Source organism: Chitinophaga silvatica (genome assembly GCF_003419895.1).
Classification (GTDB): Bacteria; Bacteroidota; Bacteroidia; order Chitinophagales; family Chitinophagaceae; genus Chitinophaga; species Chitinophaga silvatica.
Genome location: NZ_QPMM01000007.1, coordinates 217294 through 231702, shown reverse-complemented (window position 1 = coordinate 231702; position 14409 = coordinate 217294). Strand labels below are relative to the sequence as shown.

The 14409-nt window shown below is 36.9% G+C and carries 15 protein-coding genes and 1 tRNA gene; 7 read left to right on the top strand and 9 right to left on the bottom strand.

The window, feature by feature from the left end; genetic code table 11:
- The first annotated feature begins 87 nt into the window (after window positions 1-87).
- Both DVR12_RS14450 and DVR12_RS14445 read left to right on the top strand, forming a co-directional pair.
- Window positions 88-1113: a sensor histidine kinase gene (locus DVR12_RS14450; RefSeq protein WP_116976469.1), complete on the top strand. Its 1026-nt coding sequence runs from the start codon at window positions 88-90 to the stop codon at window positions 1111-1113.
- Window positions 1110-1808 carry a LytR/AlgR family response regulator transcription factor gene (locus DVR12_RS14445; protein WP_116976467.1) on the top strand — a complete coding sequence of 233 codons (699 nt, stop codon included), beginning with the start codon at window positions 1110-1112 and terminating at the stop codon, window positions 1806-1808. The genes DVR12_RS14450 and DVR12_RS14445 overlap by 4 nt, the downstream gene beginning before the upstream one ends.
- A 40-nt stretch (window positions 1809-1848) precedes the next feature.
- On the opposite strand, the gene DVR12_RS14440 is transcribed toward DVR12_RS14445, so the two are convergent.
- Window positions 1849-2364 (bottom strand): hypothetical protein, encoded by a 516-nt coding sequence (locus DVR12_RS14440; RefSeq protein ID WP_116976465.1) that lies wholly within the window; start codon window positions 2362-2364, stop codon window positions 1849-1851.
- A gap of 765 nt (window positions 2365-3129) precedes the next feature.
- Window positions 3130-3546, bottom strand: a complete 417-nt coding sequence (locus DVR12_RS14435; RefSeq protein WP_116976464.1) for a hypothetical protein — start codon at window positions 3544-3546, stop codon at window positions 3130-3132.
- 367 nt (window positions 3547-3913) lie between these two features.
- Between DVR12_RS14435 and DVR12_RS14430 the strand changes: the two genes are divergently transcribed.
- Window positions 3914-5176 carry a hypothetical protein gene (locus DVR12_RS14430; protein ID WP_116976462.1) on the top strand — a complete coding sequence of 421 codons (1263 nt, stop codon included), beginning with the start codon at window positions 3914-3916 and terminating at the stop codon, window positions 5174-5176.
- Between the two features lie 864 nt (window positions 5177-6040).
- Entirely contained in the window at window positions 6041-6430 is a 390-nt protein-coding gene (locus tag DVR12_RS14420) for an Arm DNA-binding domain-containing protein (protein WP_116976460.1), read from the top strand.
- A 788-nt stretch (window positions 6431-7218) separates the two neighbouring features.
- Here the strand turns inward: DVR12_RS14420 and DVR12_RS14405 are convergent.
- Together DVR12_RS14405 and DVR12_RS14400 are read right to left on the bottom strand one after the other, a co-directional pair.
- The gene (locus tag DVR12_RS14405) at window positions 7219-7590 is read right to left on the bottom strand and encodes a GNAT family N-acetyltransferase (protein ID WP_116976454.1); all 372 of its coding nucleotides are present in this window, start codon (window positions 7588-7590) and stop codon (window positions 7219-7221) included.
- 42 nt (window positions 7591-7632) lie between these two features.
- Window positions 7633-7899: a hypothetical protein gene (locus DVR12_RS14400; protein WP_116976452.1), complete on the bottom strand. Its 267-nt coding sequence runs from the start codon at window positions 7897-7899 to the stop codon at window positions 7633-7635.
- 392 nt (window positions 7900-8291) lie between these two features.
- Between DVR12_RS14400 and DVR12_RS14395 the strand changes: the two genes are divergently transcribed.
- Entirely contained in the window at window positions 8292-9095 is an 804-nt protein-coding gene (locus DVR12_RS14395; RefSeq protein WP_116976451.1) for a TIGR02391 family protein, read from the top strand.
- A 39-nt stretch (window positions 9096-9134) separates the two neighbouring features.
- Complete coding sequence (locus DVR12_RS14390; RefSeq protein ID WP_116976449.1) at window positions 9135-9731, top strand: hypothetical protein; 597 nt, start codon at window positions 9135-9137, stop codon at window positions 9729-9731.
- A gap of 172 nt (window positions 9732-9903) precedes the next feature.
- Here the strand turns inward: DVR12_RS14390 and DVR12_RS14385 are convergent.
- Window positions 9904-9976 (bottom strand) — tRNA-Lys (locus DVR12_RS14385).
- Between the two features lie 115 nt (window positions 9977-10091).
- Between DVR12_RS14385 and DVR12_RS14380 the strand changes: the two genes are divergently transcribed.
- Window positions 10092-10658, top strand: a complete 567-nt coding sequence (locus DVR12_RS14380; RefSeq protein WP_116976447.1) for a YdeI/OmpD-associated family protein — start codon at window positions 10092-10094, stop codon at window positions 10656-10658.
- Between the two features lie 53 nt (window positions 10659-10711).
- On the opposite strand, the gene DVR12_RS14375 is transcribed toward DVR12_RS14380, so the two are convergent.
- The 4 genes from DVR12_RS14375 to DVR12_RS14360 form a co-directional block, all read right to left on the bottom strand.
- A complete protein-coding gene (locus tag DVR12_RS14375; protein WP_116976445.1) occupies window positions 10712-10909 on the bottom strand; it encodes a hypothetical protein in 198 nt (65 codons plus the stop codon).
- An 87-nt stretch (window positions 10910-10996) separates the two neighbouring features.
- The gene (locus DVR12_RS14370; protein ID WP_116976443.1) at window positions 10997-11365 is read right to left on the bottom strand and encodes a YccF domain-containing protein; all 369 of its coding nucleotides are present in this window, start codon (window positions 11363-11365) and stop codon (window positions 10997-10999) included.
- Between the two features lie 120 nt (window positions 11366-11485).
- Entirely contained in the window at window positions 11486-12601 is a 1116-nt protein-coding gene (locus DVR12_RS14365) for a glycoside hydrolase family 99-like domain-containing protein (RefSeq protein WP_116976442.1), read from the bottom strand.
- Between the two features lie 3 nt (window positions 12602-12604).
- Window positions 12605-14404, bottom strand: a complete 1800-nt coding sequence (locus DVR12_RS14360) for a SusD/RagB family nutrient-binding outer membrane lipoprotein (protein WP_116976440.1) — start codon at window positions 14402-14404, stop codon at window positions 12605-12607.
- Window positions 14405-14409: the final 5 nt, after the last annotated feature.

The following is a 14409-nucleotide window of genomic DNA, read 5'->3' as shown; positions in this document are numbered from 1 at the left end:
CTAGTTTTATCGACAAACCCCGTTCGTTTATCTACCAACCCGTTTTTACACCTTTTTCAAAATCAATACCTTTGTAAAAACAATATAATGCTGCATAAAGGGATATTATCGAAAAAGGCCGAACTACTTATCCATCTCATATTTTGGGTACTGGTAGCCTATTTTACCTTTGTAAAAAATCCATTCCATGCCCAATTATTCATCCCTAACCTGTTTTACATAACTTACATGATCGTGTTTACAGGCACCTTCTATTTTCATTATTTCGTTGTGATGAAACAGGTATTCAGATCATTTCAGTGGAAAAAACTACTTGCAGGCATCTTCATTTCTTACCTTTTTTTTACTGGTTTTAGATGGCTGACAGAACAGAGAATGACAGATATATTGCTTAACAAAACAAATTACATTAACCCCACCTTACTGAATTATATGCTCGATAATATGCATTATAGCAGTATGCCGATAATTCTTAGTTCATTTCTTTGGCTGGGGATTTACTTCATTCGTCTCTTGGAGTACAATAAAATCATCCTTGAAGAAAATAAGAATATCGAAATTAAGTTTCTAAAAGCACAGATAAATCCACACTTTGTATTTAATACATTAAATAATATTTATTCAATGGTGTATTTTCAATCAGATAAATCCCTGACCGCCATTGAAAAGTTAAGCCAGGTGATGCGATTCACCACCTACGAATCACAAAAAGAAAAGATTCAATTAGCCGATGAAATCAATTACATCAACGCATATATAGAACTGGAACAATTGCGACACCAGGAAACCGGATACATTAATTTTAGCAGTGAGATTGAAAATAAAAGCATTCAAATTCCTCCATATATATTATCCCCTTTGGTAGAAAATGCATTAAAACATGGAACAACTTCAAACCAAAACCCAATAGATATTACAATCACGGCCGATAATAATCAGGTTAACTTTAGGATCAAAAATGAAATTGGTATACAAAAGAAAGATAAACTGGGTGGAATCGGACTCGAAAATCTGAAAAAAAGGTTGGAAATTCATTACCCTAATGCCCACCAATTACAATTTACCAATGAAAAAAACTGGTTCACCGCTGAATTACTAATAAAACTAAGATGAAGAAGAAAATTAACTGTATCATACTAGACGACGAACCATTCGCTGTAAAGCTCATTGCAGATTATGTCTCAAAATTTCCGCAATTTAATGTACGCTATGCCGATAGTGATGTATTTAAAGCAATTGAAATACTGAATAAAGAGGCAATAGATCTTATCTTCCTGGATATACAGATGCCACAGCTAACAGGCATTGAACTAATGCAGTTGTTTAACCAGAAACATAACTTTATCATCATTTCAGCCTATCCCGAATATGCATTGGATTCGTATCAATTTCATGTAATTGACTTTTTGTTAAAGCCAGTTACCTTCAACCGCTTCTATCAAAGTATTGAAAAGTATAATCGCTGGCAGCAAACATTCCAAAACAGCGAATCAGATAATTTCCTGTTTGTAAAAGCCGACAGGAAACACTACAAAATTGCCCCTGATTCAATTTTATACATCGAAGGACTAAAAGACTATATCCGAATTCATACCAACGACGAAAAAATCATGGTACTTGAAAACATGAAAGACATCCTGGAAAAACTTCCTCCAAATCAGTTTGTTCGTATACACCGCTCATATATTATTCCTCTGAATAAAATCAAAATAATTGAAGGGAACCAGATTCAGATGATTGATGGCACATGCCTGCCTGTTGGAGAAACTTATAGGAAATTGGTAAATGATTGGGTGAGTAGGTTTTAGGAGGTTATGGTTTTCGCTTCTAACTTCTGTTAGTCGTGCATTACCAAACAATTACCGATTCTGTCAGGCGTATATCAGTTAACTTTCCGCCTTTTAGTAGTAGTTCGTTTATAGCATGGAACTCCGCACTTCGACCTCCGATTTTAATTACAGCATCTGATGTAGGACTATTACTAAAATAATCTTTTGTCACTGCCATTATTACAAGAAAAACCGGGGTTTCCCGATATCGTTTGCGCATGAGATTACCATTATCACAACGTTCTAAATAAGTCTCCAGCCATGCAACCTTCGGTAACCAACATCTAACAAAAGTAATTGGAAGGAAAATAAAGAGTAAAGGAGATAAATCTTCAGGAATACCGTTATTTGCAAATAGGTCCAGAACTTCTTCATCTTCCAATGATCCTGGATTGCTTTCCAATAATAAGATAGCTTTTCTGGCATAATATGCTACTACATCTTCATCAAATTCAATATTTTTATCCGAACTTTCTTCTTCAATTATTCCATAGGCTTGACCTTTACGGCCGAATAAGGATTTAAAGAAATTCATGTTATAAGTTTCATTATTAGATATCAATTTGCTTTAAATATATGATAAAACCAAATAGATAGCTAAGGCTTTCAGGCAAAGCTTGGAATTAGTTAAACAAATTATGCAAATATTCTAACGCATTCTTATCTTCAAAAAAGTAATAACATTTATAATCCAGTACAGTAAAATACAAAAATTATTATTATACCTTACTCGTTTCAGATATGATGTTATACACTGCAGCCCTTTAGTACTCAACTTAAAAAACAAATCCTATAAAACCTTAAACTATGAGTGTAGTTATTACGATTAATGCTTATCAGAAAGAGCCAGGCTGCAGGTATCTATCATCTCAACGGTTAAAATAATATCCTGCAATGAGCAGTGCAGGCAATAAATCTTTCTTTCATATTCTAAAATAATGAATTTTGTATTGGTAAGCTGTTTCAATAACACTGACCCTGGTTTTCGTATAACCTTTTTTGTTGAACTTGGGTTTGGGAAAATTGTTTGTAAATATAATGGTAAGGGAAGAACTGAAGTTATACAATCGGAACTCAACTAAAAAAGAAAAACCTGCGCCAGGCACAGGTTTTAAGACTTATTGCGATCCCGTTGAGATTATATCAAAGGCTCTATCAGAGCCACTTATCACGGATTTACAACCTTTCTATTGTAAATAGGTTATCTAATTATTTATATTTATGCTTAGAAATGACGATACAGAGAGGCAACCATATAATTGGATAGCCTCCCTGTTTTAAGTATATCTATCAGGAAATGTTATTTGTTAACCCACAGAGTCCACTTACTATCAAATTTATACCACTTGCCATCTGATCCTTCCCATTTCCATTCAGGCACCTCACTCCACTGCTTTCCATCAGTGCTCCATACGAGTTTACCTTCATGAATTTTCAACCATTTTCCATCTTTATCAGCCCACATGCCATCTTTAACCTCTTCCCACTTCTTTCCGTCTGTACTCCACCATAAGCTTGCTTTCTTACCAAGTTTGTACCAGTATGTTTTACCATCCTTCATACCTGGCCAGGTACCAGTAGCAGATTTCATCCATTCCCGTTTAATAGATACCGAAGTATTTACTAGTGTGTTATTATGTGCCTTCACAGTAATCACATTACTGAATGTTAGGAGCAATAACATACCGGCACTAATGAATCCAGATAATTTTTTCATAGTTTTCTGATTAAATATTAATGATGATTATATAATAAAAGGTTCAACAATTGAAAGTAGCAACATGCCAGTAAGTCACTAACTAATCAACGTTTTCATTTATAGGCTATTCGTTTAGCCGGTTAATATTTTAAGCTCAGGTCGATTCTGTCAATATCTTCATTTTACTATATAGCAATTTTGGATACTGTTCTGAATATGATTCCATAATAGACCAGATGATACTTTTTATCTGTTGGGGATAATATACGAGAAGACGGTTGGAATGGTTTGATTTTTCAAGAAAAATAACTGACAACAGTATGCCGAAACAAATGTTTTCCGAAATATTTATTAAATTCGTTATCATGCTAAAAAGGAAAGTATTATGATTGTCAATACCTTCAACGACCTTGTTTCTGCTATTCAGATGGGAGAAAAGGTAATTAGCATTACCCGAAGCATTTTATGCGATTACAGCATCTTATTGCCGGAAGGCGTAAGCCTAAACGGTAAACCGCAAGAAAATGGTGAATTACCTTTGCTTTCTTTCCAGCATTCCGATGGAATTGGTGTAAGTGTAAACAATTCAATTAGAAACCTCAATATTGATGCTCCTTCACATCACAAAGCCATTTTTAATACCACGGTAAAGCAAGATCTTGGTACGTTTATCTTTGAAAATCTGTTGGTAAAAGGCCAGGTTTCCGTTATCACGAGGGTTGGCGTTGAGAAAGCAAGCGTAATAATTAATGATGTGGACATTCATTCTGCGGATGCCCGACACTATTTAGAGCAACCACAGAAATATGGTGTAAATGTACTGCAAGGTGCATTGACGATTTACAATATCAATCCCAACAGTGACAGTCTTGTTTCGGTTGCGGTAAACAATTTAAGCATTGGCAGAAAGAATGCGCCCGTTTCGGGGAGTGGTGTTTTTATTTCGGGCTTTGGTGACCAGGGAGGCAAAACATTAATTTCAAAACTGCATACAAAAGCGGTATATTCTAATGGCAAAATACCTTTAGGTGTAGCAGATTATATCACAGCTGGTGTATTTGTGTTGTACGGAGCAAACGCCACTGAAGTAATAACTGATGGCGAAGTAATTACTTATGGTGTAAATGATATGGTTTTAGACGTTTGGGGAAGTGTAGACAACTGGACAAGCAACGCTCCTGTAATTTCTTACGGACCGAGTGGTGTGGGTTTTGTAAACTTTGGCACTGTAAAAAACTTTACTGTAAATGCACCTTTACAAACCTACGGGCTTGGTGCGAGAGGCTACAATCAATATGACGGTACGGTAGAGAATATTTACTTTCAATCTATTGAAACATTTGGAGATGGTTCGGTTGGTATTCAGATAAGTAAAAAAATTGGTAATCTTACCGTAAATGGAAATGTAACTACTCACGGTTCTATTGGTGCTTCATTGGTAAAAGGTGTATATTTTGACTTGCCAGCTTATGCGTTGAGTATAAAAGATGGCGGAGGAGCAACAACCATCACCATTAAAGGAGACATTTCTACTTATGGCGACAACGTAACTTCATATATAGTTGAACAAGGAGGCAGCCCGGGAGTATTAACCGTAGAAGGAAAAATTACTGCCAGTGGGAAAAATTCTCAAATAAAAAAGATATAGTAGATATACTTATTTATCTCAATAAATATCAAAGAAATTATTTCTTAAGTAGGTTATTATTTCAATAAACAATGAAAGCGGCCTGCCCAATGGCCAAGCCCCACGGAACAGAGGGCTTTTCTTTTATGAATAATCAGTAGTCATCAGGTTTATTGAACGTGTGGCCAAATGAATTGCTTCTGCGCTGATTATTTTCGGGCTGTTATAGTTGTGGGTTTACTCTAGAGAAAAAATGCTTCCAAAAATCCCTAAGTGCAACAGCCTCGATAAACAATATAATTTTAAAACGGTACAAGCTTCGAAAAGTTTGTGCCGTTTTTCTTTTGTGTCAAGTCTTAGAACGGAATTACATTGACGGTTGATAAGCACGTAGAAATGTAAATGGTTTGTTGTGCAAAAGGGCTAACATTGCTCTCTTTGCAATGTAACATATTAAAATCTTAAAGTGTTTTTGCTTTAAGTCCTCTTTGAAGAAGGTTGCAAACATTGACAGGCGTTATGAGAATGGAGTGGTAGAAGAAAAGAGGACAATAATAAGTTCGATGTTCCCTGAATTTTTGGAATTTGACGAAACACGACATCGAACTCAAAGAACTAATTTTGCGATAACTCTTATGTATCAGAATACCAGCAAATTAACGGAAAAAAAAAATGGAACAAGTCTTTCTTTTTTTGACTTGTTCCAAGAAGTGATCCCGTTGGGATTAGCTTCATAGAAAACAGTCTTACTTCCTCTTATTTAGTTTTATTTTAAATAGTTGATTTTCAAAATTTTATAACAACAACCAATTTTCTATCTCATTACCTTTATAACGGTTAACAGCATCGAACTCGACTAAAAACTCGACTAAAATTTTTTAGCTTATGCTGTTACCAATCAAATTAATCTGTCCAAAGAGCAAAGTGCGCAGGGATGGAACCTGCCTGATTTTTATCCAGTATTGCGGAAAAGCTGGCAAATCAACGTTATTAAACACAGAAATCGCCATCCCTCCAAAGTTCTGGAATCGTAAATTTCTCCGAATCTCCCCCGATCTCCCTGAAACATACGGGCAACCCCAACACCTAAACGAACAACTGGCAACGGTTTTGCGGCTGGCAGGTGATATTATTGCCCACGCAACAAAAGAGAAAATTGCAGATGTAGGCCAATTTGTAAAGCAGACCTTCTGCGCCGGCTTTGATGTAAAAAAGCTGGAATTGCAGGCCATTGCCAACGATCCTAACAGAATATGGATATACTTTTCCAGTTAGACGATTACATAAAATGCAAGACTGGCAACGTTTCAGACGGAATATTGAAGGTATTTAAAAACATGAAAGACCATATTGCAGCCTTTCAGGACTACCACCAAAAGCCCGTCACATTTGACTCTTTCGACTTTAACCTATATGATAGCCTAATTAAATTTCTTACCTATGAGTATATCCAGCGGCGAAGGTCTGAAGTTATTGATGGGAAAAAGGTGTAAATAAAAGGACTTAAAACCGCTACCGTAGGGAAAACCATTAAGCAACTACGTATATTCCTACGTGATAGGATGCGCCGCAAAATCATACCTATCATAGATTTGACTGATTTTAAGATACCAGATGAAGTAGCAGATGCAGTATATCTGACATGGCAGGAAATAAGCCGCATATACGCTATAGACCTTTCCGAACACCCACATCTTACTAAATACAGGGATTTATTTGTTCTTGGAAGTCTTACCGGGCTTAGGTTCTCTGACTTTTCAACCATTCAGCCGGAAGATATAAGACTTGGCACACTTTATAAGAAACAGGAAAAAAGCGACCAGTGGGTCGTTGTACCGTTAAGGGATGCGGCGGCAGATATTCTGTATAACCGCTTTAACCGCCAGATTCCAGCGGTCACCAATCCCGAATTTAACAGGAATATTAAGGAAGTAGCCCAACTGGCGGGGATTTGCGAGCTAATAAAATTTAGCCATAAGAAAGGAAACAAAGATATAGTACAGGTAAAACCAAAGTACGCATGGATTACATCGCACACCTGCCGTCGGTCTTTCTGTACCAATTTATACCACGACTCTATTTACATTAATAAAGTTATACACTTCTTCATAACCGATGCGTCCAACCATACGATTTGTAGTTCCATTGGCTGCATCCGTATTTAATCCGCACTTCAAGTTATTTAACAATACTCTTTCTGTAACCTCGTATGTTAGTACAGTTGCATAGCCATTTCCACGCTGATCTGGAACTGTATATAATAATCCTAAGTGAGGAACATCTTCAGAATCCAATATTTGGATGATGGTAGTAACGAGATTATTTGCTTTCCAAACAAAAGTATTTTGCATGGTACGAATTAACATTTCCTTATAGTATTTCACATCTCTATTGATCACTCCTGCATATTCTTCTAGTTGATAATTGCGACTCATATCAGCTAACAAGTCTAAATCTTCTATCTTGGCAAGTTCACATTATCCTGTTACCAAAGGCTTAGTAATCGCTAGTTTAGAGCACTCATAAATAATCCTTTCTTTTACAATTATATATTTCTGATTGGCTTTTTGTAATACCTGTTTGACAACAAATGATTGTCCAGCAAAATCACATGCTCCTATTTTATCCCACTTTATACTTTCAGCTACCAACGCTATCGCGTCATCCGTGTAATGATCTGAATAGATTAAAAAATTATTATCCACCCACAAACAAAGTATATTAGCTCCATTGTCATCGATCACGTTTTATCCTTCATAATATCCAATCTCTCCCTTATATACCATGTCTATTATAGTTATTAAATGTAATTGAGATAAGGGTGATTTTAGAATAAATTCATGATTTTTATTAATAAATATTTCAGGTCTGGTATATGTAATAATTTGAGCCATTTCAAGGTTTTATGAAAATAAGAATTTACTATCACCAACGTAATTTCACGAATATACATTTTATGTAATACATTTCAAATAATATCCATTTAAAAGATGATGAGAATAGACTATTTTCAAACTATAAAGGAAGTAGAGAGAAATTTAAATAATGGATGCAAGTGCGCAACTAGGCTGCGCACTTGAAAATATATATTTGTGATGTAGCTTAATATAGATTCACAATATCTTAATTTCAAAAGATGTCTATAGGAAATAAGAAACCGATTATTCAATCATTTCATCTGGAAGGTATTTGTAAAGTCATTGCAGATACAGATCAAGGCTTAAAAGGAACCGAAATTGGTCAAATATTGGCAGATTCTAATATCTGGGATACAGACCCAGGTATCACAAAGTGGAAAAGGCTTTATAATGCTTTTGTTTACCACATGAATACTTGTCAAGATTCAACAAAAATCCTTGTATTTCTATGCCGGGCAATGCATCCTTCAAGATACTTAAACAATACAGAATTATATCAATTTAGACTTAATGAATTAAATAAACAGTTATCGTTTATTGGTTATGAAATAACCAACACTGGGAAATACTCACGTATAAATGCCACTACTACTTTAACAGAAGCTCAACATAAAGCATCTCACTTTAAAAGCAAACTTGAAGCAAGAAATGTACATAAGGAAATCATCAAATTTTGTAATGCAGAGTTACTAGTAGAAAATTATTTCCATGCAGTCCTAGAAGGTGTAAAAAGTGTTAATCAACGCTTGCGTGAATTATCAAATTTACACGCAGATGGGGTTGAACTTGTTGATACGGCCTTCAAGGTAAGTGCCCCCTTAATAAGAATTAATTTATTACAAAATGATAGTGAAAAAAGTGCACATACAGGACTTGCAAATTTAATCAGGGGAATTATGGGTTATATTAGAAACCCGACTGCCCATTTACCTAAGGCATTATTTGTCATCGAGGAAGATGAAGCTTTAGATATGATGACAACAATTTCAATGATTCATAAAAAGCTAGACAAAACATTGTAGGAATTTAAAGGTATTAGGCAATACAAACATTTAAGTCCAATGGGAAAAAAATTATTTGAGAAAGGAGACAATTGGGTCACAAACTGTTTAATTAATAATTCTTATACAACCCAAAACACATGGGAAAGTTACGCCTATGGTTACAAGTTAGCCGCAGAAGCATTAGCCTTAAAGGTTCTTCAAGAGGATAATTATAGAGATAAATTAATTTTTCCGATAATATTTCTTTATAGACACTATATAGAATTGCGGCTCAAAGAAATTATTGAATATGGCAGTAGCTTAATTGACAAACCTAAAAAATTTCCTAAAACTCATGCTTTGTCTCATCTATGGAAGGATGCAAAAATAATTATAATAGAAATCTGGCCAGGTAGTCCTGAGGAACGTTTTACCGAAATTGAAAGAGCTATCGAGGCAATTTCCGAAATTGATAGACAATCAGATGCATTTCGTTATCCGGTGGATAAATCAGGAGGCCCTTCATTGGAGAATATAACAGTAATTAACCTCACGAATTTTGTTGAGATTATCACACCAATAGTAGAAATACTGGAAGGAATAGTTTGCGGCATTAGTTCATATCGAGATGATAAATATGATATGATGGAGCAATTATGGCATTACTTTCACTAGTATTAATTAAGTATTTGCAATAGAACATAAATAGATAATTATGTATGTTAGTAAAAGCGCGTTAATCTGTATAAAGTACGGGAAGAAAATTGAGGTTATACAATAGGAACTCGACTAAAACCTCGACTAAAAACAAAAAACCCGCGCTAGGCGCAGGTTTGTAAGTCTTCTGTGATCCCGTTGGGACTCGAACCCAAGACCCATACATTAAAAGTGTATTGCTCTACCAACTGAGCTACGGAATCTTTCCTTGTTAAAGGGAGCGCAAAGGTAGGAATTAAATTAAATATTCCAAATATTTCTTTAAAAAATTATTACCCAACGTACATACACGTAATAAAAATAGTTACTTTTATAGATATGGAACAACCTATCGTATCCTTTACTACTGCTGCCGAATGGGATAAATGGCTAGCCAAAAATCATGCTAAATCAGATGGTGTCTGGCTAAGAATTTATAAAAAAGATTCTGGGGTAGAAACTATTTATTATCCTGAAGCACTCGACGAAGCCCTCTGTTATGGCTGGATTGATGGCATAAAAAAATCCTACGACACAGAATCTTTTCTGCAAAGGTTTACTCCCAGGCGAACTAAAAGCATCTGGTCGCAGATGAATACGAAGCATATAGATCGACTCACCGCAGCCGGTAAAATGAAGCCTGCCGGCATTAAAGAAGTGGAGGCAGCTAAAGCCGATGGCCGTTGGGAAAAAGCTTATGCTTCCGGAAAGAATGCCGAAATACCGGAAGATTTCCTGAATGCCTTAAAGAAAAACAAGAAGGCTAAAGCATTTTACGAAACGTTGAATAAACAGAACCAGTATGTCATCTATTTTCGTTTACATAGCGCAGTGAAACCTGAAACCAGGGCAAAACGATTAGCAGCAATATTAGAGAAGCTGGAAAAAAATGAAAAATTTCAATAAAAAAGCCATCTGTTTATATCATACAGATGGCTCATACAATAGCTTTGTTAATATCAACCCATCGAATTGCTATAGATATGTTTTCCATCTTTTTTTGATTTGCGAACATACTTGCGTATAGCATCCTGAGCTTCCTGGGCTGCATCTGCTCCCTGTTCCAGCAAACGGCGACCTTGACGGGTTTTACGAAAATACATGGCAAGAGAAGCAGCCGCTCCTACTGCCGCTGCAGCGATTAATAACTTTTTCATATAATCCACAGTTTTGGTATGGACTACCCGACCCAATAGTCATGCCAAGGGAAACATCCTCTGCCGCAAATCAGCTGTAGCTCAAGCCTAATGAACTTCTTTCCCAAATGGAGTGAAGGCAAGTGACATCAGTTTAAAATGCTGACGCGCGAACGGAATCCCTATTATGGTGAGCGTTAATAACAATCCGAAGAAAAAATGTGTCAGTGCTATCCCCAAACCCGCACTTATTGCCCAGATAATATTCAAAATGGTAGATAAGCACCCCACACTGGATGGCATATGCCTGATTTCCCGGCCAAACGGTAACAGGATAAAAAACGCTATTTTAAAACATTGAAGGCCAAAGGGAATCCCTATGATTGTCAGGCACAATACAAAGCCGGCAAGCATATATTGTATAAATGAAATGAAACCTCCAAAGATCAGCCAGATAATATTTCCAATAAAATTCATAAAACAAAGATAATCTTCTATACAAATTTTAATAACTCTACTGATACCACAATGCATAAAAACAGGAAGCCCGGAAGTCGGGCGACTTCCAGGCTCCTCACCTTTTGACTAATACAGCTGTTACTGCTTCTTAAATTGCTTTCTGGTTAACTTCAGAAATAAATCCCCATAAAATGAAGAAGGTTCCAGCTGACTACCTTCTCCCCAGTTATTCCACGAATCAATTAACACCATTCTCAATTGCGGATTTACATTCTTCTTAGCCACATTACACAATGTCTGATACAATGCGCCACTATCTGCCCTCGCATAGGTTGGGTTGGTAGTGCTGGCATTCGAAATGGTTGGATCATATCCCGGAGAAACATTCGGGATATAAGCCGCCTGGAAGTTATCCTTAAAATATTGTGCTGAGTAAATCCATGCCTGATCCATCATCTGTGGTAACAGATAAAATCTGTCCCAGTTGCTGATCTGTGTACTGTATGAACTATGATATAGCGCATTAACCGTACCTCCTCTGAATCGAATATCATATCTGGCTGGTGGTGTCCATCTATCCTGCATACCTACAATGTAGGCGTCTACTCCCTGTGCCTTCAGCCTTGAACGTAAGGTATCATATACTTTCTTACTGCTGTCGGAGTTCAGGTTCATTGCATTCTGAATAAACAACATAGGCTTACCATCTACCTTCATGATATTGGCATCCTTGAGGTAAGGTGCCATTCTCACAAAGTCGTTGCAAAAGGCATCCAGGTTCGCTGCGCTCTTCTCTATTGGATTGGTAGCGCTTAAGCCGAACTGACCGGTATTCAGATTATATTGAAGTGCAAACTTCATTTTTCCTTCTGCATTGTTATCCAGGAAGTTTCTTACTGTTGCAGAATCGGAGCGATAGTTTCCATTGTCTTTGTTGGCTGAACGAATGCTGAAAACAAAATAATCGATACCTGCCTGAGCAGCAAACGCAATTTGTTTGGCCATTATTCCGGCCGGTGGATTTCCGTTGCTATAGTTGTATTTACCCAACACCGGATTATCTTTAACCTGTGTATTAAAGCCACCAAAAGTGTAATAGAAGCAACCTACTGTATAGTCGGCCGTTACTGGTATTTCCTCAATTTTATAGTTCAGAAAATTATCCTCCGCTGAAGGACCTGTTAAATCCTTCTTACAGGAAAATACAAATGCACTGATTGCAGAAATTGCAAATAATATTTTGAGACGTTTCATTGATTACGGTTTATAAGTCTGAGAAATCCTGAGTGGAATTTTTTGTTTCACGCATTCCTGTAAATAAGTTTCCCAGGTATTAAAAGGAAATGTAGCTCGCAGATAGGTGTTGTCATAAGCAACATCCGACCTGTTATTCCAATCTTTTGCCGCTCTGTTATCATCAATTGCAAAATGCAGTTTTGTATAGATGTCGAAATCATTTCCTCCTACTGCATTTAATAATTTCAAACCGCTATTATAGCCTTCCGGATTTAAAGTTGTTACTGTTGTTGGATAGGATCCCCTGCCTGGAATATCGGCATAGGTTGGTGTTGAAGAATAGGAAGAATATCCACCCGGATTAGTATGCGGTGGCAACTGCCATATCTGAGTTCTGCGTTGCAGGCACCAGCAATCAAAACCTCCGTCAGGGAAGTAGTTCAGCCATCTTTGTGCATATATTTTGTTGAGATTTCCAGTGCGTATTTTTGTATTTACAAGATGTAAATAATTCCAGTATGCATTTCCTTCTGTACCCCATTTAATACCATCTACCTGCATAAATGAATTCAAGGTTCCTGTTGTAATTCCCCAAACAGAGAAATTAGCAGCAATACCCTGGTTGTAATAGGTTTCGGCAGATCCGCCTCCTAATCCCCGCTCTGCTGCTTCTGCTTTTAAAAACAGTACTTCAGCATACGACATAAGAACAAAAGGCCTGGTAGCTTGCAGAATAGCAATATTTACATTGGAATAGGATTTCTGGTCACTTCCCCCTAAATCTACTCCCTGTGCAGCATTCAGGAAAGCATTCCAACCCGTTAATTTAGTATTGGCTAAAGGCATTCCTAAATAATCGATAGGAAACTGTACAATTCTCAATGAATCATCCGCAATACTTGGCAATGTGTCGGTAACAAATACACGATACGCTAAAGGAACTGTATCATAATAAGCCTTCATTCTGGGATCTGAGTAAGAGCGGAAGTAAGTACTGAAGAACTCACTCATTTTTGGTCCTGCTGAAGTGGAAGCCTGGTTGTAAGGCCAGGTATTATTATTTTTGATGTACTTCTGATAGTATGGGTTCTCATTCCCTGAAACTGTTTCAAATGGCATTTTCGCGGTTTCCGACTCACTGCCGATCAACAAACTTTCGTTGCTCATCACATCCCTGATATGTTCTTCTGCCAGCGATTTCAGCTTTTGATTTTCTATTATGTTCAACGCAATTTTCAACCTCCAGGAATTAGCCAGTTTTATCCATCTTGAAATGTCTCCATTGTAGATCACATCATATGTCAGTTTATCTCCGCTGGCATTCATTTTAGAAACAGCGTCCTTTAAGGTGCTCAATGCGTATACGTAAACTGAGTCTTCATTATCGAATAATACATTGCTTAGATAATCCAAATTGTTGGCCTGAGTACGAGGTACCGGGCCGTAAATTCCGGTAAGTATGGAATAGGTATATGCCTTCAGGATTCGTGCAATCTGTACTCTGTTACGGAATGCGGAATCACTGCTATAATTAAGTTCTACCTGGTTCAGGTTTCCCAGAACACCCTGATAAACATTTCCCCAGAACCCATTATCTGTTACATCATATCTGGATCCTGCTATCGCAAGGTGACTTAAATCCCAGAATCTGGTAGTATTCATATTCCCCAGTTGCATAACCAGTGTTCGTGAAGCCGCGAGTATCGAGGCTTCAGGGGTAGAGCGACTAAACTGCGAGTTATCGATATTCATCCCGGCAAAGTCTCTGGTACATCCCCAGCTTAGCATCAGGATCGAAAAATATATAAATAGTCTTTTCATGATTG

Excerpts from the sequence above, each read along its gene's own strand:
- DVR12_RS14450 (WP_116976469.1), top strand. The coding sequence starts at position 88 with ATGCTGCATAAAGGGATATTATCGAAAAAGGCCGAACTACTTATCCAT.
- DVR12_RS14445 (WP_116976467.1), top strand. The coding sequence starts at position 1,110 with ATGAAGAAGAAAATTAACTGTATCATACTAGACGACGAACCATTCGCT.
- DVR12_RS14440 (WP_116976465.1), bottom strand. The coding sequence starts at position 2,364 with ATGAATTTCTTTAAATCCTTATTCGGCCGTAAAGGTCAAGCCTATGGA.
- DVR12_RS14435 (WP_116976464.1), bottom strand. The coding sequence starts at position 3,546 with ATGAAAAAATTATCTGGATTCATTAGTGCCGGTATGTTATTGCTCCTA.
- DVR12_RS14430 (WP_116976462.1), top strand. The coding sequence starts at position 3,914 with ATGATTGTCAATACCTTCAACGACCTTGTTTCTGCTATTCAGATGGGA.
- DVR12_RS14420 (WP_116976460.1), top strand. The coding sequence starts at position 6,041 with ATGCTGTTACCAATCAAATTAATCTGTCCAAAGAGCAAAGTGCGCAGG.
- DVR12_RS14405 (WP_116976454.1), bottom strand. The coding sequence starts at position 7,590 with ATGAGTCGCAATTATCAACTAGAAGAATATGCAGGAGTGATCAATAGA.
- DVR12_RS14395 (WP_116976451.1), top strand. The coding sequence starts at position 8,292 with ATGTCTATAGGAAATAAGAAACCGATTATTCAATCATTTCATCTGGAA.
- DVR12_RS14390 (WP_116976449.1), top strand. The coding sequence starts at position 9,135 with ATGGGAAAAAAATTATTTGAGAAAGGAGACAATTGGGTCACAAACTGT.
- DVR12_RS14380 (WP_116976447.1), top strand. The coding sequence starts at position 10,092 with ATGGAACAACCTATCGTATCCTTTACTACTGCTGCCGAATGGGATAAA.
- DVR12_RS14375 (WP_116976445.1), bottom strand. The coding sequence starts at position 10,909 with ATGAAAAAGTTATTAATCGCTGCAGCGGCAGTAGGAGCGGCTGCTTCT.
- DVR12_RS14370 (WP_116976443.1), bottom strand. The coding sequence starts at position 11,365 with ATGAATTTTATTGGAAATATTATCTGGCTGATCTTTGGAGGTTTCATT.
- DVR12_RS14365 (WP_116976442.1), bottom strand. The coding sequence starts at position 12,601 with ATGAAACGTCTCAAAATATTATTTGCAATTTCTGCAATCAGTGCATTT.
- DVR12_RS14360 (WP_116976440.1), bottom strand. The coding sequence starts at position 14,404 with ATGAAAAGACTATTTATATATTTTTCGATCCTGATGCTAAGCTGGGGA.